At 72.2% G+C, this 23585-nt stretch carries 22 protein-coding genes and 1 pseudogene; 7 read left to right on the top strand and 16 right to left on the bottom strand.

The window, feature by feature from the left end:
• Positions 1–169: 169 nt before the first annotated feature.
• Together Psi01_RS23695 and Psi01_RS23700 are read right to left on the bottom strand one after the other, a co-directional pair.
• Positions 170–805, bottom strand: coding sequence for a hypothetical protein (locus Psi01_RS23695; RefSeq protein WP_239127962.1), 636 nt, complete (start codon positions 803–805; stop codon positions 170–172).
• Between the two features lie 2 nt (positions 806–807).
• Entirely contained in the window at positions 808–1380 is a 573-nt protein-coding gene (locus Psi01_RS23700; protein ID WP_204066267.1) for an RNA polymerase sigma factor, read from the bottom strand.
• A 331-nt stretch (positions 1381–1711) separates the two neighbouring features.
• On the opposite strand from Psi01_RS23700, the gene Psi01_RS23705 reads away from it, so the two are divergent.
• Positions 1712–2041 carry a hypothetical protein gene (locus Psi01_RS23705; protein ID WP_204066268.1) on the top strand — a complete coding sequence of 110 codons (330 nt, stop codon included), beginning with the start codon at positions 1712–1714 and terminating at the stop codon, positions 2039–2041.
• A 33-nt stretch (positions 2042–2074) separates the two neighbouring features.
• Here Psi01_RS23705 and Psi01_RS23710 read toward each other — a convergent pair whose 3' ends face one another.
• The 6 genes from Psi01_RS23710 to Psi01_RS23735 all read right to left on the bottom strand — a co-directional run bounded on the left by Psi01_RS23710 (position 2075) and on the right by Psi01_RS23735 (position 7425).
• Positions 2075–4237 (bottom strand): peptidase domain-containing ABC transporter, encoded by a 2163-nt coding sequence (locus Psi01_RS23710; protein ID WP_204066269.1) that lies wholly within the window; start codon positions 4235–4237, stop codon positions 2075–2077.
• On the bottom strand, positions 4234–4419 hold the full coding sequence (locus tag Psi01_RS23715) for a hypothetical protein (protein ID WP_204066270.1): 186 nt from the start codon (positions 4417–4419) through the stop codon (positions 4234–4236). The genes Psi01_RS23710 and Psi01_RS23715 overlap by 4 nt, the downstream gene beginning before the upstream one ends.
• Positions 4416–5417, bottom strand: a complete 1002-nt coding sequence (locus tag Psi01_RS23720) for a TIGR04500 family putative peptide maturation system protein (RefSeq protein ID WP_204066271.1) — start codon at positions 5415–5417, stop codon at positions 4416–4418. The genes Psi01_RS23715 and Psi01_RS23720 overlap by 4 nt, the downstream gene beginning before the upstream one ends.
• Entirely contained in the window at positions 5414–6493 is a 1080-nt protein-coding gene (locus tag Psi01_RS23725; protein WP_204066272.1) for an MvdC/MvdD family ATP grasp protein, read from the bottom strand. The genes Psi01_RS23720 and Psi01_RS23725 overlap by 4 nt, the downstream gene beginning before the upstream one ends.
• A gap of 79 nt (positions 6494–6572) precedes the next feature.
• Positions 6573–6710 carry a putative ATP-grasp target RiPP gene (locus tag Psi01_RS23730; RefSeq protein ID WP_203879814.1) on the bottom strand — a complete coding sequence of 46 codons (138 nt, stop codon included), beginning with the start codon at positions 6708–6710 and terminating at the stop codon, positions 6573–6575.
• Between the two features lie 292 nt (positions 6711–7002).
• Positions 7003–7425, bottom strand: a complete 423-nt coding sequence (locus tag Psi01_RS23735; RefSeq protein ID WP_204066309.1) for an FBP domain-containing protein — start codon at positions 7423–7425, stop codon at positions 7003–7005.
• Here Psi01_RS23735 and Psi01_RS23740 point away from each other — a divergent pair.
• A pseudogene (locus Psi01_RS23740) lies at positions 7419–7853 on the top strand (TetR-like C-terminal domain-containing protein); the annotation flags it as partial. The gene Psi01_RS23735 and the pseudogene Psi01_RS23740 overlap by 7 nt on opposite strands.
• Positions 7854–8021: 168 nt before the next feature.
• On the opposite strand, the gene Psi01_RS23745 reads toward Psi01_RS23740, so the two are convergent.
• Together Psi01_RS23745 and Psi01_RS23750 are read right to left on the bottom strand one after the other, a co-directional pair.
• Positions 8022–8465, bottom strand: coding sequence for a hypothetical protein (locus tag Psi01_RS23745; protein WP_204066273.1), 444 nt, complete (start codon positions 8463–8465; stop codon positions 8022–8024).
• A 318-nt stretch (positions 8466–8783) separates the two neighbouring features.
• Positions 8784–9059, bottom strand: a complete 276-nt coding sequence (locus tag Psi01_RS23750) for a helix-turn-helix domain-containing protein (protein WP_204066274.1) — start codon at positions 9057–9059, stop codon at positions 8784–8786.
• Between the two features lie 135 nt (positions 9060–9194).
• Between Psi01_RS23750 and Psi01_RS23755 the strand changes: the two genes are divergently transcribed.
• Positions 9195–10157, top strand: coding sequence for a GlxA family transcriptional regulator (locus Psi01_RS23755; RefSeq protein ID WP_204066275.1), 963 nt, complete (start codon positions 9195–9197; stop codon positions 10155–10157).
• Between the two features lie 13 nt (positions 10158–10170).
• Here the strand turns inward: Psi01_RS23755 and Psi01_RS23760 are convergent, their stop codons facing one another.
• Positions 10171–10746, bottom strand: a complete 576-nt coding sequence (locus Psi01_RS23760) for a TetR/AcrR family transcriptional regulator (RefSeq protein WP_204066276.1) — start codon at positions 10744–10746, stop codon at positions 10171–10173.
• A gap of 130 nt (positions 10747–10876) precedes the next feature.
• On the opposite strand from Psi01_RS23760, the gene Psi01_RS23765 reads away from it, so the two are divergent.
• Entirely contained in the window at positions 10877–13090 is a 2214-nt protein-coding gene (locus tag Psi01_RS23765; RefSeq protein ID WP_204066277.1) for a glycoside hydrolase family 3 protein, read from the top strand.
• A gap of 18 nt (positions 13091–13108) precedes the next feature.
• Here Psi01_RS23765 and ligA read toward each other — a convergent pair whose 3' ends face one another.
• Both ligA and Psi01_RS23775 read right to left on the bottom strand, forming a co-directional pair.
• Entirely contained in the window at positions 13109–15580 is a 2472-nt protein-coding gene (ligA, locus tag Psi01_RS23770; protein ID WP_239127963.1) for an NAD-dependent DNA ligase LigA, read from the bottom strand.
• 64 nt (positions 15581–15644) lie between these two features.
• A complete protein-coding gene (locus tag Psi01_RS23775) occupies positions 15645–15959 on the bottom strand; it encodes a hypothetical protein (protein ID WP_204066278.1) in 315 nt (104 codons plus the stop codon).
• 345 nt (positions 15960–16304) lie between these two features.
• Between Psi01_RS23775 and Psi01_RS23780 the strand changes: the two genes are divergently transcribed.
• A complete protein-coding gene (locus Psi01_RS23780) occupies positions 16305–18404 on the top strand; it encodes a PQQ-dependent sugar dehydrogenase (protein WP_204066279.1) in 2100 nt (699 codons plus the stop codon).
• Between the two features lie 9 nt (positions 18405–18413).
• Positions 18414–19325: a sugar phosphate isomerase/epimerase family protein gene (locus Psi01_RS23785; RefSeq protein ID WP_204066280.1), complete on the top strand. Its 912-nt coding sequence runs from the start codon at positions 18414–18416 to the stop codon at positions 19323–19325.
• Positions 19326–19383: 58 nt separating this feature from the next.
• Here Psi01_RS23785 and Psi01_RS23790 read toward each other — a convergent pair whose 3' ends face one another.
• Positions 19384–20271 (bottom strand): DNA-3-methyladenine glycosylase family protein, encoded by an 888-nt coding sequence (locus Psi01_RS23790; RefSeq protein ID WP_204066281.1) that lies wholly within the window; start codon positions 20269–20271, stop codon positions 19384–19386.
• A 120-nt stretch (positions 20272–20391) separates the two neighbouring features.
• Between Psi01_RS23790 and trpD the strand changes: the two genes are divergently transcribed.
• Positions 20392–21450: an anthranilate phosphoribosyltransferase gene (gene trpD, locus Psi01_RS23795; protein ID WP_239127964.1), complete on the top strand. Its 1059-nt coding sequence runs from the start codon at positions 20392–20394 to the stop codon at positions 21448–21450.
• 203 nt (positions 21451–21653) lie between these two features.
• On the opposite strand, the gene Psi01_RS23800 is transcribed toward trpD, so the two are convergent.
• Together Psi01_RS23800 and Psi01_RS23805 are read right to left on the bottom strand one after the other, a co-directional pair.
• Positions 21654–22862 carry a winged helix-turn-helix domain-containing protein gene (locus Psi01_RS23800; protein ID WP_204066283.1) on the bottom strand — a complete coding sequence of 403 codons (1209 nt, stop codon included), beginning with the start codon at positions 22860–22862 and terminating at the stop codon, positions 21654–21656.
• Positions 22863–22972: 110 nt separating this feature from the next.
• A complete protein-coding gene (locus tag Psi01_RS23805; RefSeq protein WP_204066284.1) occupies positions 22973–23545 on the bottom strand; it encodes a hypothetical protein in 573 nt (190 codons plus the stop codon).
• Positions 23546–23585 lie beyond the last annotated feature (40 nt).

The raw sequence follows: 23585 nt of genomic DNA on the forward strand, positions 1-23585 counted from the left end.
GGACTTAGGTCCCATCAAGCCGGTCACCGGACCCAGGCCCGAGTCGTACCGCCGACACCGGAGGCCCGGGCCGTACCGGCCGACGCCGAGCGCCCGAGCAGGCCCGGACACCGTGGACACGGCCTCGCCGGGTGGGGGGTGTGCCCGGCGGGGCCGTGTCGGGGGTTCCTCAGCCGGCGTCCTCGACGATCGTGCACGGTTGCACGGGGGTGTCCGCCTGGGCCAGCCAGCCGCCCAGGCGCCAGGGGATCTGCGCGTTCCCGTTGTCGCGGAACTCCAGGACGAGCGTCTCGCCCGGCTTGATGTACTCAGGGGAGATCCGGATCGTCCGTACGGAGGTCACCTGGGCGGCCTTGGAGGAACGCGACCCGTTCACGAGTTCGCGCAGCCCCTCCGATCCTGCGACGGGCGATCCGCCGTAGGTCGCGTCCACGCCGGCGAACCGCGGGGCCGCGCACCCCTGGCCCGCGGTCAGGAACGTCACGTCGGACTTGACGCCGGACGCGCTCAGCTTGGCCTCCAGCCCGTCGGGGTCACGCAGTTCGTTGACGGTCACCGTGAGCGTTCCGTCCGAGCCCTTGGCCACCGCGTAGGCAGGGGTGTCGTTCCCGATGACCAGCGGTGCGACGGCGACCGCCGCCGCGGCGCCGGCCGCGGCCAGCAGCCGGGGGACGGTGACCAAGCGCCGCCGGGGACGCGTCCCGTCGAGCAGCCGCCGCCGTGCCCCGGCGAGCTCCTGCGGGGTGGCCGGGGGCACGGCCGCCCACATGGTCTTCAGAGAATCCATCCCCTTCAGGGAGTCCATCGTCATTCTCCTCGTTCTTCCTGGCTCAGGGCTTGGCGGATCTGGAGGCGGGCCCGGTTGAGTCGCGAGGCGACGGTGCCCGGTGGGATGGCGAGCGCGTCGGCGACCTCCTGGTAGCTCAGCTCGGCCCAGGCGACGAGCAGCAGCACGTCGCGATCGGCCCGGGCGAGTCCCAGCAGGGCTCGTGCCAGCGGCCGGTTGACGGCCAGGGTGTTGACTCCGTCCTCCAGCTGGCGACCCGGTATCTCCGCCGGGTGCACACCGCTGCGGATGTAGGCGCGGTAGAGGTTCGTCTCGGTACGCCGCCGTTTGCCGATCAGGTTGGAGGCGATGCCGTACAGCCACGGGCGGGCGTCGGAACGGCCCCTGTCGTAATCGCCCCGACGCTGGAAGGCGGCCAGAAATGTGTCGGCCACAACGTCCTCCGCCTCGCTCGGCCCCAGGCGCCTGGTGACGTAGCGGTGCAGAAGCGGCGCATGCCGGTCGAACAGAACGGCGAAGATCTCGGGCTCGTTCAGCGACCTCTCGATGAGAGTCGCGTCATCGACCTCGATGACTTCGCGGGAAATCGTCATGCATGTCGGCCTTTCTTGGCGTCTGCGGTCACCTGTACTTACCGCGACGGGCCGAAATCCTTCACCGGACGATCAACACACCAGTAGCATCGTGACGCTCTTTCCGCCGACGGTGAGTGTGGTCCGAATCGCCGGCGTCAGGATCGAACACGGAGGGGTGCATGACCGTGTTCGCGTGCGCGGGATGCGGCACCGCGCTGACCGTGCCGGTGGCACAGGTCGCGCTCCCCGACCACGCTCATCAGAAGTACGGTCACGACCTGCTTCCCGCCCTCATGGAGCCCGGGACCTACGCGGTGGACCCGGAGCCGTCCGGGCCTCCGTGGCGGACATGGGACGAGGTCGGCGCGGAGGCGGCCCGGGCCCGCGGCATCCGCAGACCGGCCGGGTCCGGCCTTCCGACGACCGGGCGGCGGTGCCGCCGGCCGCCGAGGTCTGGACGCACCTCGCCTTCCACCGCGGCCGCAGGCCCGTCCCCGGCGGCGCGGCGCCTCCGCAGGCCCGCCGCGACGATCCGCCGCCGCCGCTCCCGCGTCAGCCCTTCCGGCCTGACCTGGAGGTGTTCCTCCACACGCTGGCCCGGCTGCCGCAGGTCCGGCAGCCGTGGCTGCGCGCGGTCTACGACCGCGTGAGGGCCGATCGCCACGCTCCCCCGTTCTGACCCCTCGGCCCACCGTGCACGGAGCTGAGCGGCCTAAAGCCCCGCCTCGACCTGGAGTCCCGTGGCGCCGGCCGTCTGCGCCGCCACCAGTTTCGCGTACCGTCCGCCCCGGGCGAGCAGGCCCTCGTGGGTGCCGCGCTCCACGATCTCTCCGTCGTCCACCACCAGGATGAGGTCGGCGTCCTTGACGGTGCTCAGCCGGTGGGCGATCACGATGCGGGTCTGGGTGAGCCAGCCGAGGTTGGACTCGATCTGCGCCTCGGTGGTGCTGTCGAGGTGGCTGGTGGCCTCGTCGAGCAGCAGGATCTTGGGGCGGGCCAGGAGCGCGCGGGCCAGTGCGAGCCGCTGCCGCTGGCCGCCGGACAGGCCGCCGCCCTCCACGAGCATGGTCTCGTACCCCATCGGCATCGCGCAGATCTCCTCGTGCAGGCAGGCCAGCTCGGCCGCCTCGACGATCCGCTCCATCGGGGCGCCGGGGTCGTTGAGCGCGATATTCTCCCGGATCGAGCCGGTGAACAGCGACGGGTCCTGGTTGACCACGCCGAACTGGTTGCGCAGGGACCGGAGGTTGAGCTGCGGCAGCGGTACGCCGTCGTAGCTGACCTGTCCCTCGGTGGGGGTGTACAGCGCCAGCAGGAGCCGGGCCAGCGTGCTCTTGCCCGCCCCGGAGGGGCCGACCAGAGCGACCTTCTGCCCGGCGCGGATCTTCACCGAGATGCCGCGCAGCGTCCACGGTCCGCGGGGGTCGTGCCGGAAACCGACGCCGTGCAACTCGATCGAGCCGCGCAGCCTGACCACCTCGATCCCGGCGGCCGGCTCGGGCTCGGAGGCGAGGATGTCGGAGAGCCGGTCGAAGTGCGCCCCGGCCTGCTGCAGGCCCTGCAGGCTGCTCATCAGCGCGGCGATCGGCGTCAACGCGGCCACGGCGAGGGCGTTCAGGGCCAGAAGCGCGCCCAGGGTCAGCTCCCCGTCCAGCACCCGCCACGCGCCGACCCACAGCAGCGCGAGCGGGGCGAGCAGGCGCAGGGCGCCGAGCGCCGCGTCCAGCAGGCCCTGGGTCAGGCCGCCGCGGACATCGGCGTTCAGCTGGTCGGTGAAGTGCGCGGACCACTGCTCGACCGCGCGGTGCTCCGCCCCCGAGGCCTTCAGCGTCTCGATGCCGCCGATGGCCTGGACGAGCTGGCTCTGGGTGGCGGAGAAGGCGCTGAGCTCCTCCTGGGTGAGCCGGTTGACCCGGCGGGCGGTGAGCAGGAGCAGCAGCACCTGCAGCGCCGCGAACCCGAGCAGGCAGGCGCCGACCACGGGGTCCCAGACGAACACCAGGACCAGATAGCCCAGCGCGAGCGGGCCGTCGAGCAGCGCCGACAGCACCTGCCCGGTGAGCATCTCCCGCAGGACCGCCACGCTCCCGGCCCGCGCCACCAGGTCGCCCTTGCCGCGCTGGGTGAAGTAGCGGTACGGCAGGGCGACCAGATGGGAGACCACTCCCTCGGTCAGCTCGGCGTCGGCGCCCGCTCGGACGGAGACCAGCAGGACCGAGCGGAGACAGCCGACGGCGAACTGGGTCACCGCCGCCAGGGCCAGTCCCAGGCCGATCATGGTCAGCAGGCCGCCGTCACCGGCGGGCAGCACCCGGTCCACCAGCGCCTCGGAGAACAGCGGCAGCGCCAGGCCGAGCAGTTGCAGCAGCAGCGAGGCCAGCACCACCTGGGCGAGCAGGCCCTTCCTGCGCACCAGCAGCGTGCGCAGGAACTGCCGCCGCCAGGCCGTGCCGGCGCTGGAGCGTCCCGGCTGGAAACCGGGTCCGGGCTCGAAGGCGAGCAGCACGCCGGTGAAGCCCTCGTCGAACTCCTCGGCGGTGAGCCGGCGCCGGCCCCGGGCGGGGTCGACGACGTCGACGCGGTCCGGCGACCAGCGCTCGACGACCACGAAGTGGTTGAACTCCCAGTGGACCACCGCGGGCATCGGCACGCGGGCGAGGTCGGCGGGGCTCAGGGAGAAGGCGCGGGCCTTCAGCCCGCACTCCCGGGCGCCCTCCAGCAGCGCCTTCGCGCTGAGGCCGTCCCGGCCGATCCGCAACCGGTCGGTGATCTCCTGCAGGGAGGCCCGGTGGCCGTGGTGGGACAGGACCATCGCCAGGCACGCCGCCCCGCACTCGGTGGCGGTGTTCTGGAGTACGACGGGGACGCGCTTCACCCCACGCCCCCGATCCGCGCGTGCAGCGCCGCGACGAACACTGCGCCCGCCGCCACCAGCAGCACGACCGCCGTCCACAGCGCCACCAGGGTGCCGGTGCCGATCGTCAGGCGGGTACGGCCCCGCCGCGCCGAGTTCTGGTGACGGCGCAGCGGCTCCTCCCGGAAGATGCCCTCGCTCATGACCAGTGCCATTCGACCGTGGCCTCGCGGCGGCGCCCGGCCAGCCACTCGGTGAACGCCGCTCGCCCGGCGGCGGCCAGCGTGCGCTCGTCCTGCCGCGCGGCCGTACGGTCCAGGACCACTCCGGCCAGGAAGCCCCCGCCGTGGGGCACCGGTCCGGCGACGGCCCCGGGTGCGGCGTCGGCCAGTACGGCGGGCAGGTCGACGGCGAAGCGCTCGGCGATCACCGTCTCGATCTCGCCGTCCAGCTCCGCGAGAGCGGCGGTCCCCTTGTCGCCGAGCACCGCCAGCTCGGCGACGGCGCCGGTGACGGCCCGTTCCGGACCGGTGATCCAGACGGCGCGGACCCGGTCGAAGTCGCCGGGACGCGCGGCCAGCCGGGCCGGGCCGAGCTCGGCCTCCTTGCGGCGGCGGAAGCTCCGGCGGCGGGCGATGCCGCCGATGTAGTCCTCGAACTGCTCGGGGGTCATGCCCATCTCGGCCAGCCAGGCCAGCGTGCTCGCCCGGTCGTGCAGGCCCCGGCCCCGGCGGAACTCGTCCGCGGCGGCCTGGAGCTCCTCGCCGGGGACCGGCCCGTCGTCGGCCGCGATCTCGTTGAGGATCAGGCACTGGTCGACGATCTCGTCGTGCGGCGTCGTGTCGCGGCGCGACAGCGATCGGATCATGGTGAGCGCCTGGGCCACCGACAGGTGGACCTCGTCCACGGTGACCAGCTGGCCGGCCGCCCAGTGCGTGGAGTGGTCGATCAGCCAGGGCACGCCGTCGTCGGCCTGCGCGGTGAGCGCGACGGTGCCGCCCTCGGGGTGCTCCAGCAGCAGGTCGAAGTCGACCACCGGGGTGCCGGGCCGCTCGTCGACGACGAGCTGGGCCTGGACACCGGGGTGCCCTGCCGCCCACGCGGCGGCCTCCCGCCTGGCCTGCGCCACGTGCGCCCGTCGCCGGGGCAGGCCGCGCAGCAGCCGTGTCCCGGATTCGAGCACGGTTCCGAAGTCACTCATGATCTTCCGTCTTTCTCGTCCGCGAGATCGCCCGCCGCATGGTCCGCCGTACGGTCCAGCGCGTCGCCTGCCGTACGGTCCACCGCGTTGTCCGCCGCACGGTCCACCGCACGGTCCGCCGCCACGAGCCAGTCGGCGATCGCCTCGCTGACCGGCAGCCCGGCGCGCTGCTCCACGAAGCCCCAGGCCCCGTTGGGGTTGATCTCCAGGAAGGTGTACTCCCCGTCCGGGGTGAGGATGAGGTCGATGGCGCCGTAGGTAAGACCCAGCGAGGCGGTCAGCTCCACGCACGCGCGCTCCAGCGCGTCCGGGAGGCGGTGCGCGGCGTAGCGCACCCGGTCGTCGTCGTAGTGCCGCCAGTCGTCCCTGGCCGTGCGCGAGGCCCGGGCGTCGATCTCGGCGGCGAAGACGCGCTCGCCCACCACGATCACGCGCAGCTCCACGGCCTTGGGGACGTAGGGCTGCAGGATGACCGGCTCGTGCTGGAGACGGTGGCGCGAGGTGAGGTGGCGGCGGTTCAGGACGGTGGTGTACGCGCGGTGGTCGGCGCCGTCCACGGTGAACTCGTCGGAGTTGATCTGCTTGGCGATCAGGTCGCCGCCCGCGCGCTCGTAGGCGGGCACCAGCTCGGCGGGGTCGTTGGTGTAGACGGTCTCCGGCACCCGGAAGCCGAGCGCCGCCGCCTGCGCCATATGAATGATCTTGTTGTGCGCCCGGCGCTCGACGTCCCTGCGCGAGGGCAGCCACCGCGCGGGGGCGAGCTCCCACACCCCGTCGAGCAGGAACTCCGCCTGCCAGATCGCGTGGCGGCGGTGGGAGGGCTCGGTCACGGACTCCCCGGGGGCGGGCGCGTTCGGGCGTCGCCGCCACACCGCGCGCACCTCGGACAGGTCCAGCCGCTCGGCGCCGGTGTCGAGCACGATCCGGTGACCGCCGCCGGCGAAGGCGGCCGTGAGCCTGCCGCGGGCGGGGAAGTCGCCCGGGTCCCACCAGGTCACCCGCGCGCCGCGGCGCTCCAGCTTCGGCAGGACCAGCTCGACGGCGTCGTCCCGCCGGTCGCTCAGTATCAGGATCATGCTCTTTCCCGTCGCAGAGGAAACGGCGGAGCGGGAGGACCCGCTCCGCCGCATATCACCCCGTGGTGTCAGTTCGAGGTCAGCTGATGACCCACTCGGCCGGCTTGCCGCCGATCTTCCAGGACACGCTCATCCGGCCGCCGGAGACCTCGCCCAGCTCGGCCTCGGTGAGCTCCGCGCCCTCGAACGGGATGTCATCGATGCTGATCTTCGACATGTTGTTTCCCCCTTTGCCGCTATAAACGGCGTTTGGCGTGTTTATCCGGGTCTCCGTATCTGTGACCCGCTTACGAGGAATGACATTAGATGGTGCTACTTGCCGTTTTCTTAAACGCACCTTTCATCACACTTGTCACTCCTGAACCACCAGCTCAGAGAAGGTGCGGCCGGAGGAGGACGGGCCGCTCCACCGTTTCCGGCAGGCCAGATGCAAGCATCCTGTAAGGGATATAAACCTGGAAGTCTGTTTTGTAGTGATTAATCCTGGCGAATCGGAGCCGCCACCCGGGCTATCGGATGACCTTGTCCAGGAAGGCGGTCAGATTGCCCCGGATGCGGGCGATCTTCTCGTCCCGGGAGAGGCTCTCCTCGAAGTCCCCCTCGGCGGCCGACCGCTTGCGCCCGCGGACGTAGAGGGAGCAGGCCAGGTCGGCGCAGAGGTACTCCCCCACCGAGTTGCCCTGGCGCCCGGCCTCCCCCGTGCGCGGAGCGGTCATCAGCGCCACCCCGCCGCCGGTGCGCACGGTCAGGCACAGCGAGCACATGCTGCGCGCGGTGAAGGCGCGTCCGCCTCCCGACACCGCGCGCAGCGCGACGCCGACCGCGCGGTCCCCGCGTTCGGCGACCAGATAGGCGCGCCCGGGGGCGCCGGGATCTCGCCAGCCCAGGAAGTCCAGGTCCTCCCAGGGCAGCTCGGCGAAGTCCCCGGGCAGTCGAGGACCTGCGGCTCAGAGTGGTGGCCCATGTGCTGGACGAACTGGCCGACCGGGTCGCCGCCGCGCTGGCCGGACGGGCGGGCAAGGACGCCCTGGTGGCCTTCGCCACCGCTTACCGCGAGTTCGCCAAGGCCCATCCGGGCCGCTACGCCGCCACCCAGCCGCGGCTCGACCCGCAGAAGGCGACGCCCGAGGTGGTCGCGGCGGGCCGCCGGCACGCCGAGTTGACCCGCGCGATCCTGCGCGGCTACGGGGTGCCGGAGTCCGAGCAGACACCGGCGGTGCGCCTGCTGAGCAGCACCTTCCACGGCTACGTGACCCTGGAGATCGCCGGGGGGTTCGCCCACACCGGCGACGTGGACGCCTCCTGGTCCAGGATCCTGGACGCGCTGGACGTCACCCTCAGGAACTGGCCGACGGACTGACGGCACGGAAGCGGGAGGCGCTCACGGTACGCCGAGGGCCGCTCCGGCTTCCCGGAGCGCCAGAAGGCCCCGGCCGGATCGTGATCCGGCCGGGGCCTTTCTGCCGCACGTCCGCCTTTCACGGCGAGCCGTCTCCGCCTGATGCGGGTTCCCTGACGCCGAGCCCTTCTACGAAATCGGGGTGTAAACGCAGGGAAGCCCTCTGCGCGTGTACGAGCCGTCGGAATTCTTCTGGTACGCCTCGACGCAGAACTTGCTGCCGTTGGCGTAGCTGCGACCTATATTCCTGTAGTGAATAAGCGTGTGGGAATTGTTCCTGTCCGGAGTGTTGTAGGCGAAGTCGGGGCCGAAGATGCGGAAATGGCCGTAGAAGCTGAGCACCGCCCAGAAGTTCGTATAGGCCTGGATCTGGTCCACACGGCCACCGCTGCCTACGATCTTCACGCAGGCCCAGCCGTTGCAGCCGCTGTTCTCTGCGGCGTAGGCCGTCGCGGCGGCGTTCTTCCGGGGCGCCCTCTCCTCGGCGGCCGCCGCCGGGGTTCCGGCGAGCACGAGGCCCCCGGCCAGTGTGGCCGCGGCCGCGAGCGTGGACAGTTTCCGCCAGGTGCGCATGTAAATTCCCTTTCTATCTGGCGATTCCCACCGCATCGATGAACAGTGCTCACGGAATCGCGCCCGGTGCGATAACCATTCCTCCGGTCCGGAATCCGGCCCCGCGCATCACGGTTCCTTTCCTGACCTGGAAAACGGCTGTTGCGAGAAAAATATCCATTCGCCCGCATGGCGACCAGGGCGGCAACCGGGCATTCCGCGGACTTCCGAGCCTTCTCATGCCGCGCACGTTGTTCGAATGCGCGGAGCCTCAGGATCGTGACGGAACGGCTTCCGGTGCGGCACGCCGCGGTATGCGGTACGAGGAGAACCCCGGTATCACCGGCCGTCCCGTACGGCCGCGGCGGTGAGCTCCGCCCGCTCACGCGCGTCCAGGTCCAGTGCCTCGATCAGCAACCGGATCGACGCGTTCCGGGGGCGCCCCACGGCGTCGCCTTCGAGTCTGCGGATGGTGCGTACGTTGACACCCGCCCGGTCGGCGAGCTGCTCCTGGGTCAGCAGTGCCCGGTCACGCCAGGCCCGGATGAGCGTCCCCAGGCTCTGGTACTCCTCCTCGGGATCGTCCCGGTCGTCCTGTCGTCTCCTGGTAGGCATGAAACTCCCCTCGTCACTCCCCCTCGTCCGAGTTCGTGGTCCGACTGTCCCGGCGGCCCGGCGGACGCGCCAAGGACGGCACCGGGACCCGTCCAGAAACTTGGACTCCAGGTCCTTGTGACATACGGTCGCGTCATGATCCAACGGCGTGTGGTCATGGTCGGGTACCACGCCGCGGAGCTGCTGGACATCGCGTGCGTGACGTCAAGCCTCGTGATGGCGAACCTCCACGGCGGCGCTCCGCCCTACGGCGTCTTCCTGGCCACTCCGTCGGGCCTGCCCGTCACCTGCGCCAGCGGGCTGACGCTCCAGGGACAGCTGGCCCTCGAACGCGTCACCGGCCCCCTGGACACACTCGTGGTCTCGGGGGGAATCGGGCACGAGGCGGCAGCCGCCAACCGGTTGATCGTCGGCCACATCCGCCGCCTGGCACGCGAGAGCCGCCGCGTCGCGTCAGTGTGCACGGGGGCGACCCTGCTGGCCGCCACCGGCCTGCTCGACGGCCGGCGCGTCACCACTCACTGGCGGTACGCGCACGTGCTCGCCGCCCGCCATCCGGAGGTCGTCGTCGACCCCGGGCCGATCTTCATCCGCGACGGCGAGGTCGTCACGGCCGCCGGCGTCACCAGCGCCCTGGACCTGGCTCTCGCCTTCATCGAGGAAGACCACGGCGTCGCCCTCGCCCGGGAGGTGGCCCGCTACGCGGTGACCTATCTGCAACGGCCCGGTGACCAGGCGCAGATGAGCATCTTCACCCAGGGTCCGCCGCCCTCGGACGACCTGATCAAACGGGTCGTCGATCACATCACCGGCCATCTGGACACCGACCTGACCCTGGCCGCACTGGCCGATGGCGCGGGAGTGAGCCAGCGCCATCTGACCCGGCTGTTCCTCAAACACCTGGGCCAGTCCCCGGGCCGGTTCATCCGCCGGGCCCGCGCCGAGGCCGCCGCCCACCTCCTGATCTCCACCCCGCTGCCCATGACCGCCATCGCGGCCCGTTGCGGCTTCGGCACCGTGGAGGCGCTGCGCCAGGCGTTCGTCGACCGGTACGGCATCCCGCCGTCGCGCTACCGCTCGGTCCGGACCGCCACATAGTCCTGCCCGGGGGTCAGGCGGTGAAGAAGCGGTCGGCGAAGGACTGCCACTGGGCGAGATAGTCGATGTCGGGGTCGCGGAGCCAGTTCAGCTGCAGGCCGTCGAGGAAGGCGAGCAGCTCCACGGCGGCCAGGCCTGGGTGAGGGTGCCAGGACAGCAGGGAGTGTTCGAGCATGGCGCGGCCCTCGCGCAGGCGCGTGCGGAAGTAGTCGTGGGCGGGGTGGGCGGGGTCGATGGCCTCGGCGGCGAGCACGGTGTACAGCTGCACGAGCGAGCGCTGGCCGAGGTTGCGCCGGACGAACCGGGTCATCACGGCCCGGGAGGCGGCGGGGCCGGACACCGGTTCCAGGGTGTCGACGACGGTGGTCAGGTCGAGTTCGTCGCGGCGTTCCAGCACCGCGATGAGCAGGTCGTCCCGGGAGCGGAAGTGGTGCAGCAGCCCGGCCTTGGTCATGCCGCAGGCCTCCGCGAACGCCTCCAGCGTCACGCCCTTGAATCCGGAGGCGGCGATCAGCTCGGTGGCCGCCTTCAAGATCTCCTCACGGCGTTCGGCGAGCGGCAGCCGTCGCCGGCCGGTGGCGGGAGGCATGTGGGAACGCTCCTCGGAGGACGGGGTTGATCTCGATCACGCTACCAGCCTACGCTATCTACCGTTTGGTAGATAAGAACGTTGTGCCTGCTCGGAAACCGCTCGGATACTGCTCGGAAAGTGGTGCGCCATGTCGACGACCTCACCGGCGACCGCCTTCTCCACCGCCCTGGCCGCCGTGCGCGACGGCCGCTCCGTGGACGAGGCGGCCGGGGAACTACTGGACCTGCTCACCCCGCAGGAGCGCCTGTGGCTGCTGGACGGGGACATGCCGTTCTGGCGGGGCATGGCCGACACGATGACCAACGGCTACAACCGCGCCCCCATCCCGATGGGCCGGATCGACCGGCTGGGCATCCCCGGCCTGCTGTTCGCCGACGGCCCGCGCGGCGCGGTGCTGGGGAACTCCACCGCCTTCCCGGTCTCCATGGCCCGCGGCGCCACCTGGGACGTGCGCCTGGAGGAGCGCGTCGGCACGGCGATCGGCCTGGAGGTACGCGCCCAGGGCGGCAACTTCTTCGGCGGCGTGTGCGTCAACCTGCCCCGCCACCCCGCCTGGGGACGCGCCCAGGAGACCTACGGCGAGGACCCGCTGCTGCTGGGCGAGTTCGGCGCGGCGCTGACCCGCGGCGTGCAGCGCAACGCCATGGCCGTGGTCAAGCACTACGCGCTCAACTCCATGGAGAACGCGCGCTTCAAGGTCGACGTCACCGCCGACGACGCGGCCCTGCACGAGGTCTATCTGGCGCACTTCCGCCGGGTCGTGGAGGAGGGCGTGTCGGGCGTCATGACCTCCTACAACTCCGTCAACGGGGAATGGGCCGGGCAGAACGAGCACCTGCTGGAGGGCGTGCTGCGCGGGATGTGGGGTTTCGCGGGCGTGACCGTCTCCGACTTCATCTTCGGCCTGCGCGACGCGGCCGCCTCGCTGCGCGCCGGGCTGGACGTCGAGGAGCCCTTCCGCCAGCAGCGTGCCCAGTATCTGCCCGCCGATCTGGAGGAGGGCCGCGCCTCCTGGGAGGACGTCGACCGGGCGGCCCGCCGCGTCCTGCGCACCCAGCTGCTCCACTACGCCACCCGCGCCGAGGCCGAGCCGCCGGTCGAGGTGGTGTTCGGCGCCGGGCACCGCGCACTGGCCCGCGAGGTCGCCGCGCGCAGCATGGTGCTGCTCAAGAACGACGTCGTCGGACAGGCGCCCATGCTGCCGCTGCGCCGTGACTCCCTCGGCTCCCTGGCGGTGATCGGCCGCCTGGCCGACATGGCCAACACCGGCGACCACGGGTCCTCCGACGTGCGCGCCCCCGAGGTGGTCACCCCGCTGCGGGGTCTGATCGAGGCGCTCCCCCGCACCCGGATCGTCCACGCGGCGGGCGACGACCCGGTCGCGGCCGCCGCGGCGGCGGCCGACGCCGACGCCGCCGTCCTCGTCGTCGGCTACACCGCCGAGGACGAGGGCGAGTACGTCGGCAGCGACATGTTCTCCGATCCCGCCCTGCTGGCGCTGTTCCCCCCGGTCGGCGACGACCCCGACGGGCAGCGGTTCGCCTCCACCCTGGCCGACCCCGACGCCCTCCAGGTGAACGCCGCCGGCGGGCTGAGCGCCGGCGGCGACCGCGCCGGCCTGCGGCTGCGACCGGTCGACGCCGAGATCATCCGGGCCGTCGCCGCGGCCAACCCCCGCACCGTCGTGGCGATCGTGACCGCCGGCGCCGTCATCACCGAGGAATGGCGCGACGCCGTGCCCGCCGTACTCGTGGCCTGGTACTCCGGCAGCGAGGGCGGCCGGGCCCTGGCCGACGTGCTGCTCGGCGACGTCGACGCCGCCGGCCGCCTGCCGTACTCCATCCCGGCCTCCGAGGAGCACCTGCCGGCCTTCGACCGCGACGCCACCGCGATCACCTACGACAAGTGGTACGGCCAGCGGCTGCTGGACCGCGACGGGCACGCCCCCGCCTTCCCCCTCGGGTTCGGGCTGTCCTACACGAGCTTCGCCCTCGCCGACCTGACCCTCGGCACCCCCGACGGCGACGCCTTCCAGGCGAGTGTGACCGTCACCAACACCGGCCCGCGCGCGGGCCGCCACGTCGTGCAGCTGTACGGCAGGCCCGAGGGCGTCGACCCGGTCGCCGACGACTTCCCCGCCCGGGTCCTGCTCGGCTTCGCCGCCGTCGGCCTCGCGGCCGGCGAGTCGGCCCGGGTCACCGTACCGGCCTCGACCAGGCCGCTGCTGCGGTGGACGGACGCCGGGTTCGTCCCCGCCTCGCCGACGGCCGTGGTCGAGGCCGCCGCCTACGCCGGGGATCCGGACGCCGTCGTCGCCCCCGCCGAGCTCAAGCTCACCTGAGCCGCGACGAAGGGGGCGTCACAGGAAGGCGGCGACCATCTCGGCGAACTCCTCCGGGGTGACGATCTTCACGCCCAGGTCCTCGGCCTTGGTGCGCTTGGAGCCGGCCTTCTCCCCGGCCACCAGCAGCGCGGTCTTGGCCGAGACGCTGGAGGAGGCCTTGCCGCCGGCGCGCTCGATGAGCTCGTTGACCTGGTTGCGGGAGAGATCCGCCAGCGGGCCGGTCATCGCCCCCGTCGCCACCACCGACATGCCCGCCAGCGGCAGCTCGGCGGCCTCGGTGCCGTCATCGGCACCATCGGCACCGTCGGCCGCCGTGGTCGCGGCTCCGCCCGGGGTGGCGCCGGGCTCGGTCATGTTCACCCCGGCGGCGATCAGCTTGTCGATCAGCGGGCGCAGCTCGGCCAGCTCGGCCACCACCACCGGCGCCTTCTCCGGGCCGATGCCCTCCACGGCCTGCAGGTCCTCGGCACCGGCGGCGAGGATGGCCTCCATGGTGGCGAAGTGCCGGGCGATGCGCCGCGACATCGAGCGCCCGGTGCCGCGCACGCCCAGCGCGCAGAACACCCGGCTGAGCGGGCGGGTCCTGGCGACCTCGATGGCGGCCAGCAGCTTGTCGGTGCTGGTGGCGCCCATCCGCTCCAGGCCGAGGACCTGCTCGCGCTTCAGGGAGAACAGATCGGCGAAGTCGGCGATGAAACCCGCCTCCAGCAGCTGCACGATGCGCGACTCGGCCAGGGTCTCGATGTCGAGCTGGTCGCGTCCGGCGGCGTAGACGATGGAGGCCAGCGCCCGGCACTCGCGCCCGCGCACGCACCGCCAGCGCTCCTGGCTGGTGTCGATGCCGTCGCCGCAGTTGGGGCAGACCCGCGGCACGCTGATCGGCTGCTCGTCCCCGGTGCGCAGGTGCACCACGGGCGCCTCCACCCGGGGGATGATGTCGCCGGCCTTGTAGACGGTCACGCTGTCGCCCAGCATCAGCCCGCGGCGGGCGATGTCGGCCGCGTTGTGCAAGGTGGCGTAGGTGACGACGCTGCCGTCCAGCTCGACCGGCTCCAGGATGGCGCGCGGGGCGATGATGCCGGTGCGCCCGACGTTCCACTCCACCCCGATCAGCTTGGTGATCTTCTCGGTGGCCGGCAGCTTGTAGGCGATCGCCCAGCGCGGCGCCCGGCTGCCGAACCCGGCCGCGGCCTGGTCGTCGGCCAGGTCGGCCTTGATGACGATGCCGTCGATGCCGAACGGCAGGCCGGCCCGGGCGGCGGCGATCGCCTCGATGCGGGCCTGGATCTCCTCCACGCTCGCCGCGACGATCCCGGCGACCGGGGTGGCGGCGGTGGTCTGCACGCCCCAGGCGGCGACCAGGTCCATGATCTGGCTGTGCGGCAGGGTGCGCAGCCGCTCCGCCAGCTCGGAACCGTCGGTGGGCGGCAGCGGCAGCGCGCCGTACCCGAAGAAGGTCAGCTCACAGACATACGGCCGGTCCTGGGCGCGCAGGGTGCCGGCGGCGGCGCTGCGCGGGTTGGCGAAGGTGGTGCCGTCGTGCGCGGTGCGCTTTTCGCAGGCCGCCTCGAACTGCTCGGTGGTCATCATGACCTCGCCGCGGATCTCTGCCGTGATCGGCTCGGCGAGCCGGCCGGGCAGGCCGACGATGGTGCCGATCGCGTGCGAGACGTCCTCACCGGCGGTGCCGTCGCCGCGGGTGACCAGCTGGGTCAGCCGGCCGTGGTGGTAGCGGGCCGAGATCGCCAGCCCGTCGAGCTTGGGCTCCACGCTCCAGACGGTGACCTGTCGGCCCAGGCGGCGCTCCAGCCCGGCCACCCAGCGCGTCAGCCCGTCGGGCGAGAAGACGTTGTCCAGGCTGAGCATGGGCACGGTGTGCGGGACGTCGCCCTCCACGGCGCCGCCGGCGACCTTGCCGGTGGGCGAGCCGGGCAGCACCTGCTCGGGGTGCTCGGCCTCGTAGGCCTCGATGCCGCGCACCAGCCGGTCGTAGGCGTCGTCGTCCAGCGGGGAGGTGCCGTCGCCGTAGTAGGCGGCCGCGGCGTCCACGGCGAGCTGCACGGCCGCGGCGTAGGCGGCCTGGTCGGCCAGGACGGTGAGGGAAGGCGCGTCGTTCATGGAGGTCATCCTGGCGGGCACCGCCGACATTCTCCCCTCCGCCCTTCCCTCTGGCCTCCTCCCCGCCGGCTCTCCGCCGACAGGAACAGAGACAGAGGCAGTGACGGGGACGGGGAGGGGGACACCGGCGTAGCTGCGCACGCCGGCGAGCTCGACCAGCGGGTTGCCCGCGTAGCGGGGGTCGGCCAGCGCGTCGGTCACCACGTACGGCCGGCCGGTGCGCACCGACTGCAGGCAGAACGCCCACTCGGCCGGAGTGCCGCCGGCCTGCGTCATCCAGTCGTCGGCCGGCAGGCCGTGGGCGCCGACGTAGACCTGAGCGCTGTCGAGCAGGATGGTGACCAGAGGCGGGACGGGCTGAGGCTTCACTCCGAAGAGAGGACTTTGGTCCCGACGCGGCGACGCCGTCAGGCGCCCGCGGGGCCTCGGCGCGTCAGGCGCTACCGGGCCGGTCCGGGAAGCGGAGGTCGGCCTCGGCGGCGAGCTGGCCCTCCACCGCCGCGCACGACCGGTGCCAGTCCTCCAGCCGGAGATACTCGGCCACGTCCCCCGCCCCCTCCACGGCCAGCATGCGGTAGGCGTCGGCGGCGCGGACATGGGCCGCCGCCAGTTCGTGATGGTTCTGCCTGGCCAGAGCCTCGGTCATCGCCGCGCCTATGGCCAGTTCACTCAGGACCTGGTAGCAACGCCGGTCGGCCGGGGAGAGACCGGGGGTGTCGGCGGGAAAACGCTCCGAGGACTGGTCCATGCTCCGGCATCTGCCCCGTGACGACGAAAAGTAGCGTGCTGTGATGGTTTGTCACCCAAGCGACAGCACCGGGCCGGGTGGTCGGCCGCGGGCACGACGTCGTGCTTCAGCGTGAGGTGTGCTTCGGCGCGACGGCCATGCCGCCCGTTTTCCGGAGTGAGCACTCGCTCCGGAGACGCCCCGTTCTGACTCATCCGGATTACCCGTTCTGACCTTGACTTTCCCCGTACAGATACGAAAGATCCCCTATCCGTCGTTATTAGGGCCTCCTCGTCTGACATAACACGGGTTACATTCACGATAATTTGCCCCCTCTTACCCCCCGAGTAGACCGAAGGGAGAGGCATGAGAACGAGAACCGCGATCGCGGCCCTGACTGCTGCGGCGATCCTCATGCCGGCCGCCGCGCACGCCACCACCGGCAACGGCGCTGCGGCCCCGCCACCCGACAGCGACTTCCAGAAGGTGACCCTCAACGACAACCCGGGCGAGCCGATGGACCTGGCGGTGTTACCGGACTCGAGGGTCCTGCACACCACCCGCAAGGGCGAGGTCTGGCTGCACGATCCGAAGACGGGTCTCAACACGCTGGCCGCCCGGCTCGACGTCTACCAGCACGACGAGGAGGGACTGCAGAGCATCGCCCTCAGCCCCGGCTTCGGCAAGGGGTCCAAGAAGGACGACTGGGTCTACCTCTACTACTCTCCACCGCTCGACACACCCGTCGACGACCCGGCGACCCCGGACGTCAACGAGGGCGACGCCCCGTTCACCGGCACGGCGGAGGACTTCGCGCCCTTCAAGGGACTGATCAGGCTGTCCCGGTTCCGCTTCACCGGAAGCACCGTCGACCTGCGCACCGAGCAGCGCGTCATCGACGTGCCGGTGGACCGCGGCATCTGCTGCCACGTCGGCGGGGACATCGTCTTCGACGCCGACGGCAACCTCTACCTGTCGACCGGCGACGACACCAACCCGTTCTTCTCCGACGGCTACACCCCCATCGACGAGCGCGCCGACCGCAACCCGGCCTTCGACGCCCAGCGCAGCTCGGGCAACACCGACGACCTGCGCGGCAAGATCCTGCGCATCAAGGTCCGCGACAACGGCTCCTACGCGATCCCCCGCGGCAACCTCTTCCCGCAGGGTGCTCAGGGCACCCGGCCGGAGATCTACGCGATGGGCCTGCGCAACCCGTTCCGCATCGAGATCAACCGGTCCACCGGCGAGCTCTACGTCGCCGACTACTCCCCCGACGCGCAGCAGGCCGATCCGCAGCGCGGCCCGGCGGGGACCGGCAAGTGGACGGCCATCCGCAGGCCGGGCAACTACGGCTGGCCGTACTGCGCGACGGCGCGGCTGCCGTACGTGGACTACGACTTCGCGACCGGCGCCTCGGGATCGCCGTTCAACTGCGCCGCGCCCGTCAACGAGTCGCCGCACAACACCGGACGACGCGAGCTGCCGCCGGTGGTCCAGCCCGACGTGTGGTACTCGTACGGGCCCTCGCAGGAGTTCCCGCAGCTGGGCACCGGCGGCATCGGCCCGATGGCCGGTCCGGCCTACCGGTTCGATCCGCGCAACACGCGCGGCCGCGCCCCCGTGGCCTGGCCGAAGTACTACGACAACGTCCCGCTCTTCTACGAGTGGACCCGCGACTACGTCAAGGCGTTCCACGGCAACGGACGGCGGATCGAGGACGTGCTGCCCTCGATCGTCTTCGACAACCCGATGGACATCGAGTTCGGGCCGGAGGGCGCGCTCTACGTGCTGGAGTACGGCGACGGCTTCTTCCAGGAGAACCCCGACGCCCAGCTCGCGCGCATCGACTACATCGGCCACACCGGCAACCACACGCCCATCCCGGCCGCCGCGGCGTCGGTGACCTCCGGGCACGTCCCGCTCACCGTCGCCTTCACCAGCGCGGGCACGACCGACCCCGACGGCGACAGGCTCCGCTACGCGTGGGACTTCGACGCCGACGGCCGGGTCGACTCCCGCAGTCCCGAGGCCACCCACACCTACCGGCAGAACGGCCTCTACAACGCCACACTCCGGGTCACCGACCCCGCCGGCATGTCCGCGGCGACCTCGGTGCGGATCGTGGTCGGCAACGCCGCGCCGGTCGTGGAGCTGGTCCGGCCCGTCGAGGGCCAGCCGTTCTCCTTCGGCGACGTCGTGGAGTTCGAGGTGCGGGTCACCGACGACCAGCCGGTGGACTGCGCCAACGTGACCGTGGACTACGTCCTCGGCCATGACGACCACGGCCATCCGCAGACCACGGCCCGCGGCTGCACGGGCTCCATCCAGACCACCGAGCCCGGCGGGCACGACCCCGACGACGACCTCACCGGTGTCTTCGTCGCCGGCTACACCGACCCCGGCGGCGCCGACCTGCCCCCGCTGACCGGCAGCGACGAAGTCGTCCTCCAGCCCACGAACTAGGAGACATCCATGTGCTACGGCTACGGTCCCGACAGCTACCGCCCCAGCAGGAGGTCCGTGCTCGCCGCGGGCCTCGGGCTGGGCGCCGGCGCCCTCGCCGCCGCCTCTCCCGCCGCCGCGGCCACACCGCCCCACCACCACGGCAGGGACCGCGTCCCGCCGGGCCAGATCAGCATCCAGCTGTGGACCGTGCGCGACGACCTCGCCCAGGACTACGACGCCACCCTCGCCTACCTGGCCGGGATCGGCTACCCGAAGGTCGAGCTCGCGCTCGGCTACTTCGGCCGTACGGCGCAGCAGCTGCGCGCGTTCCTCGACGGGCTGGGCATCCGCGCGAGCTCCAGCCACGACGGTCTCAGCCCCGACGACGCCGCGCTGGAAACGAAGATCGCCAACGCGGTCACCCTCGGCCAGACCTACATGGTCGTGCCGTACCTGGCCTCCGACAGCCTGGACCAGTGGAAGGCCTGGGCCGAGCGGATGAACGTCGAGGCGGCGGCCGCCCGCAGGGCGGGGCTGCGCTACGGCTATCACAACCACGCCCACGAGTTCACGACCGACCTCGGGGGCGGCAGGACGCCGTGGGACGTGCTCACCTCCGAGCTCGACCCGCGCCTGGTCCACCTGGAGATCGACATCTACTGGGCGGTCACCGGCGGGGTGGGGCGCGGCGTGGCCGATCCGGTCCGCTTCGCGATCGACGTCATCCGCAAGGCGCCGCAGCGGGTGCTGCAGTATCACGTCAAGGACCGCCACCTCGACGGTGACATGGCCGACCTCGGCACCGGGACCATCGACTTCCGGCGGGTCTTCGACGCGCACCGGGTGAGGGAGTACATCGTCGAGAACGACACCCCCGACGTGACCCCCCGGCGGACGGCGGAGGTCGGGTACCGCTATCTGCGCAAGCTGAGGTTCTAGGTCCCGGTGCGGCGCGACCGGTCGCTCCGGCCGTCCACGGCCCGGGCGGGGCGGCCGGTCACGGCCCGGGCGGGGCGGCCGGTCGCGCCGAGGCCCTGAACAGGAAGGAGGCCCAGGAGCGGTAGGGCCGCCACGCCTCGGCCAGCTTCCGGTACGCGGACGGCGGCGCGTCCTCCGGCAGGCCGTACGCCTCACGCAGGATCGCGAACAGGCGCGGCTCGTCGCCGGGGAACGCGTCCGGCGCGCCCGCGCCGCGGATCAGGATCAGGCCCGCGGAGAACGGTCCCACACCGGGCAGGGCGCGCAGCTCGGCCAGGGCCTTGTCCGGGTCGAGGGCGCGCAGGTGCTCGGCGGTGAGCACGCCGTCGAGCGCCGCGCGCGCCAGGCCGCGCAGCCACTCCTCCTTCTGCGCGGGCAGGCCGAGACCGCCGGCCTCCAGCAGGCTCACGGGCGGAGGGAAGGCCGTGCAGGCCGTCCCGTCGACGTCGACCTTCGCGCCGTACCGCTCCGCGATGCGCTGCTTGATCCGGGAGGCGATCAGCATGGACGAGCGCTGCACGATCACCGCCCAGCACGCCGCCTCCCACGGGCTCCAGAAGCCCACCGGCCGCAGACCGGGGCTGCGCCGCCGCAACTCGCCGAGGACCGGATCGGCCGCCCCGAGCCCGGCGAAACCGGTGCCGTCCACGTCGAGGGAGAGGATCCGCGCCACCTCTCCCCGGATCCCCGGCCCCGCGGCCCGCGTCGTGGTGACGGCGACCCCGCCCGGCGCGGCGGTCACGGTCACCCCGATCGGCAGCCAGTCGGCCTCGGCGCAGTAGGCGAAGCGCAGCGCCCGCCCGTCGGAGGGCAGCGCGCTGGTGGGCGGCCAGTCCTCAACGAAGCGCAGCTGGGCGCCGAGATCGTACGGCCCCTCGGCGGCGAGTGAGAATCCGTGCGTGGTCATGTGCGCATGCTAGGAGGTCACCCCGACAAGGGGAGCCGTACGGGATCACGTGGATCGGACGCGGGCCGGTCGCTACGCTCGGGAGCTCCGGCCCGCCACTGCCGTACCGAGAGGACCCCGGTGACCGATCCCTCCCGCTCCTGGCCACGCCTGCTCGCAACGCTCCTGCGGGGGCGGGACCTCACCGCGGACGACACCCGATGGGCCATGCGGCAGGTCATGGACGACGCGGCCGGGCCCGCCCAGCTGGCCGGGTTCCTGGTCGCCCTGCGCGCCAAGGGTGAGAGCACCGCGGAGCTGCGCGGGATGCTCGACGCGCTCATGGAGCGGGCCGTTCCCCTGCCGGTCGACGGCTCGGACGTCGTCGACATCGTCGGCACCGGCGGCGACGGCGCCCACACCGTCAACGTGAGCACCATGGCGGCGATCGTCGTCGCGGCCGCCGGAGCCCCGGTCGTCAAGCACGGCGGCCGGTCGGCCTCCAGCAAGGCCGGTTCCGCCGACGTCCTGGAGGCCCTGGGCCTGTCGCTCGACCTCACGCCCGACGACGTCGCACGGTGCCTGCGCGAGGCCGGCATCGGTTTCACCTTCGCCCCGCGCTTCCATCACGGGCTGCGCCATGCCGGTCCGGTGCGCAAGGCGCTGGGCGTCCCCACCGCGATCAACTATCTGGCGCCGCTGACCAACCCCGCCGCTCCCCGCACCGCCCTCGTCGGCTGTTCCGACCACGGCCTCGCCCCGGTCCTGGCGGACGTGCTCGCCGAGCGGGGCACCGTCGCCCTGGTCGTGTGCGGGCAGGACGGCCTCGACGAGATAACCACCGCCGCGCCGACCGACGTCTGGCTCACCGACGGCGACGGCGTCCGGCGGGAGACGCTGGACACCGCCGACTTCGGGCTGGCGCGCAGCGCGCCGGACGCGCTCCGGGGCGGCGACGTCGCCTACAACGCCGCGGTCGTGCACCGGGTCCTGTCCGGCGAGCCGGGCGCCGCCCGCGACGCCGTCCTCGCCAACGCGGCCGGAGCACTCGCCGCCCACCGCGGTCTCGGCGCGGGCCTCCGCGACGCCTTCGCGACCGCTCTCGAGGATGCCCGCCACGCCGTCGACAGCGGCGCCGCCACCGCCACCCTGGAGAACTGGCTGAAGCTCGCGGCGACCCTGGCCGCCGAACGGCGCTGAGGCTCGCGGGGCCGCCGGAGCTCGCGGAGCTCGCGGAGCTCGCGGAGCTCGCGGAGCTCGCGGAGCTCGGGAAAGGCTGTCGGGAAAAAGTCCGGGTTCTGTCGCCCCGTCACTTCTTTCACATTAGACTTCAGCCCTCTCTTGAATCGCATCTGGGGAGAAAAGGGGCCGCCGGAAGGCCAGTTCCGGCGGTCCCGCCTTTCTCAGCCCACCGGGGCCGGTCGCCACGGATCGACGACCCTGTCCCCGTAGGCGATCTCTCCGGCGCCGGCGAAGGCGGCCAGCTCGGCCACCGCCAGGCCGACCGCCCCGGTGGTCACCTCGTCCGCGGGCGTGTCCGGCTCGGGGAACACCCCTTCGATCTCCAGCAGTCTCCGGCGGCGGTCCAGGCGCGGCACGAGCCTGCCGGCCAGCCGCTCGCCGTGCAGGATCGGCATGATGTAGTGGCCGTACCGCCGCTTGTGCTTGGGCACGTACATCTCCGTGCGGAACGTGAAACCCCACAGGCGCACGGTCCGCTCCCGGTCGCAGATGAGGTTGTCGAACGGCGACAGCAGCGTGGTGCGCGGCTGCCAGGGGCGCTCCAGCAGGTCCAGGACGTCACGGTGGACGTACCACCGCTCGGCGCCGCCCTCGACCTCGGCGGGCAGGACCCGGCCCGCCGCCTCCAGCTCGGCCAGCACCCCGGCCAGGCCGGGATAGCGGTCGCGGACGAAGTGCCGCTCGATGTCGGCGGCGCGGGCCACGCCGAGTGCCCGGAGAGCGTGCTCGGCGGCCCGGGTGACCGCCTCCTCCTGCGTCAGCGGCTCGGTGGCCACCCACTCCGGCAGCCGGCGCCCGGTCAGGTCCCACAGCCGTCTGCGCCCCTCGCGCCCCGCCACCATGATCTGGCCCTGGAACCACAGGAAGTCCAGCATCCGCTCGACGTTGCGCCCGTTGGTCCACCCGCTCGACTGCCACGGCACGGCCGCGAGGTCCTCGAAGCCGCCGACCGGCAGCGGCCCCTCCTGGCGCAACCGGTCGAGCACGTGCCGCCGCAGCACGTCGTTGGCCTCCATCCAGGCGTGGACCTGCCCGCCGGGCCGCGCGTAGCCGCGCATCATGACCTGGTGGATCGGATAGTCCTCGGCCAGCACGATCGAGGCGGCGTGGGCCCAGTACTCGAACAGCCACCGCTCCCGCCACAGCAGCGCGTCGAGATCGGCCGGATCGTAGCCGCCCACCCTGCTCCAGAGCACCAGCAGGTGGCTGCGCGCCACCACGTTGACCGGGTCGAGCTGCAGGCAGCGCAGCGTCCGCAGCACCTGCCGCAACCCCTCGGGGTCACCGCCGGGCCGGGGACCGGCCAGATGCTGACAGCTCACGGCCAGACGCCGCGCGGACTCCAGGCTGAGGGACAGGGGGTGCGCCATGGCCGACGAGTTTAATCGAAAGGGCGTTCGATGTGCGGCCGATCCGCCGATGCGGGTGATCGCGCTCCCGGCCGCGTGTCATTCGTACGGCGTGTCATCCGTGCGGTGCGTCATCCGTAGCACGCGGTCGCCGTCCCGTGCGGCTCCGCCATGTGCATCGCCAGCAGGTACAGCCCGAGGACGAGAGCCGGTGACAACCACGCGGTCACCCGTGAACGGCGGCCGACGGAGAGCAGCACCAGCAGGACGACCGTGGCCGAGACGGCGAGCACGGTCGAGAGCGACTCCAGTCCCGGAGCGGGCGCGTTCAGCGCGTCGAAGGAGCAGGCCGTACCGGTGCCGCGGCGCGCGTCGTTGCGGGCGATGGAGTGGACCAGAGCGGCCATTCCCCCCAGCAGCCATGCGGCCACCGCGAGGATCATGCCCGGCAGGCCGCCTCTGACCGGCGTGCCCGCACCGCCGCGTCGCGCCAGGGTGTTGTGGACGACCATCAGCACGACCAGGATCACGACCGCCGCCGTGACGACCACCGCCACCGCGCTCCAGTACGGCGTGCGCGACTCCTGGTCCTGGGCGAACCAGGACCAGGCCGCCCCCGCAACCACCAGCGCGGTCCATCCCCCGGCGATCGCCGCCACCTCGCCGCGGAGCCGCGGCTCGCGGTCCTCTCCCGTGAACGTCATGCCGACGACGCTAGACAGATCCCGCGGGGAGACAACGATC

The organism is Paraplanobispora siamensis (genome assembly GCF_016863175.1).
In the GTDB taxonomy this organism is placed as follows: Bacteria; Actinomycetota; Actinomycetes; order Streptosporangiales; family Streptosporangiaceae; genus Planobispora; species Planobispora siamensis.

Bases quoted from the DNA above. Each gene is read 5' to 3' on its own strand.
- Psi01_RS23800 (WP_204066283.1), bottom strand. From the start codon at position 22,862: ATGGCGCACCCCCTGTCCCTCAGCCTGGAGTCCGCGCGGCGTCTGGCC.
- Psi01_RS23725 (WP_204066272.1), bottom strand. From the start codon at position 6,493: ATGATCCTGATACTGAGCGACCGGCGGGACGACGCCGTCGAGCTGGTC.
- Psi01_RS23785 (WP_204066280.1), top strand. From the start codon at position 18,414: ATGTGCTACGGCTACGGTCCCGACAGCTACCGCCCCAGCAGGAGGTCC.
- Psi01_RS23750 (WP_204066274.1), bottom strand. From the start codon at position 9,059: ATGCCTACCAGGAGACGACAGGACGACCGGGACGATCCCGAGGAGGAG.
- Psi01_RS23755 (WP_204066275.1), top strand. From the start codon at position 9,195: ATGATCCAACGGCGTGTGGTCATGGTCGGGTACCACGCCGCGGAGCTG.
- Psi01_RS23765 (WP_204066277.1), top strand. From the start codon at position 10,877: ATGTCGACGACCTCACCGGCGACCGCCTTCTCCACCGCCCTGGCCGCC.
- Psi01_RS23700 (WP_204066267.1), bottom strand. From the start codon at position 1,380: ATGACGATTTCCCGCGAAGTCATCGAGGTCGATGACGCGACTCTCATC.
- Psi01_RS23720 (WP_204066271.1), bottom strand. From the start codon at position 5,417: ATGAGTGACTTCGGAACCGTGCTCGAATCCGGGACACGGCTGCTGCGC.
- Psi01_RS23695 (WP_239127962.1), bottom strand. From the start codon at position 805: ATGGACTCCCTGAAGGGGATGGATTCTCTGAAGACCATGTGGGCGGCC.
- Psi01_RS23760 (WP_204066276.1), bottom strand. From the start codon at position 10,746: ATGCCTCCCGCCACCGGCCGGCGACGGCTGCCGCTCGCCGAACGCCGT.
- Psi01_RS23775 (WP_204066278.1), bottom strand. From the start codon at position 15,959: ATGGACCAGTCCTCGGAGCGTTTTCCCGCCGACACCCCCGGTCTCTCC.
- Psi01_RS23705 (WP_204066268.1), top strand. From the start codon at position 1,712: ATGGGACGAGGTCGGCGCGGAGGCGGCCCGGGCCCGCGGCATCCGCAG.
- Psi01_RS23715 (WP_204066270.1), bottom strand. From the start codon at position 4,419: ATGAGCGAGGGCATCTTCCGGGAGGAGCCGCTGCGCCGTCACCAGAAC.
- Psi01_RS23730 (WP_203879814.1), bottom strand. From the start codon at position 6,710: ATGTCGAAGATCAGCATCGATGACATCCCGTTCGAGGGCGCGGAGCTC.
- Psi01_RS23780 (WP_204066279.1), top strand. From the start codon at position 16,305: ATGAGAACGAGAACCGCGATCGCGGCCCTGACTGCTGCGGCGATCCTC.
- Psi01_RS23745 (WP_204066273.1), bottom strand. From the start codon at position 8,465: ATGCGCACCTGGCGGAAACTGTCCACGCTCGCGGCCGCGGCCACACTG.
- Psi01_RS23805 (WP_204066284.1), bottom strand. From the start codon at position 23,545: ATGACGTTCACGGGAGAGGACCGCGAGCCGCGGCTCCGCGGCGAGGTG.
- Psi01_RS23790 (WP_204066281.1), bottom strand. From the start codon at position 20,271: ATGACCACGCACGGATTCTCACTCGCCGCCGAGGGGCCGTACGATCTC.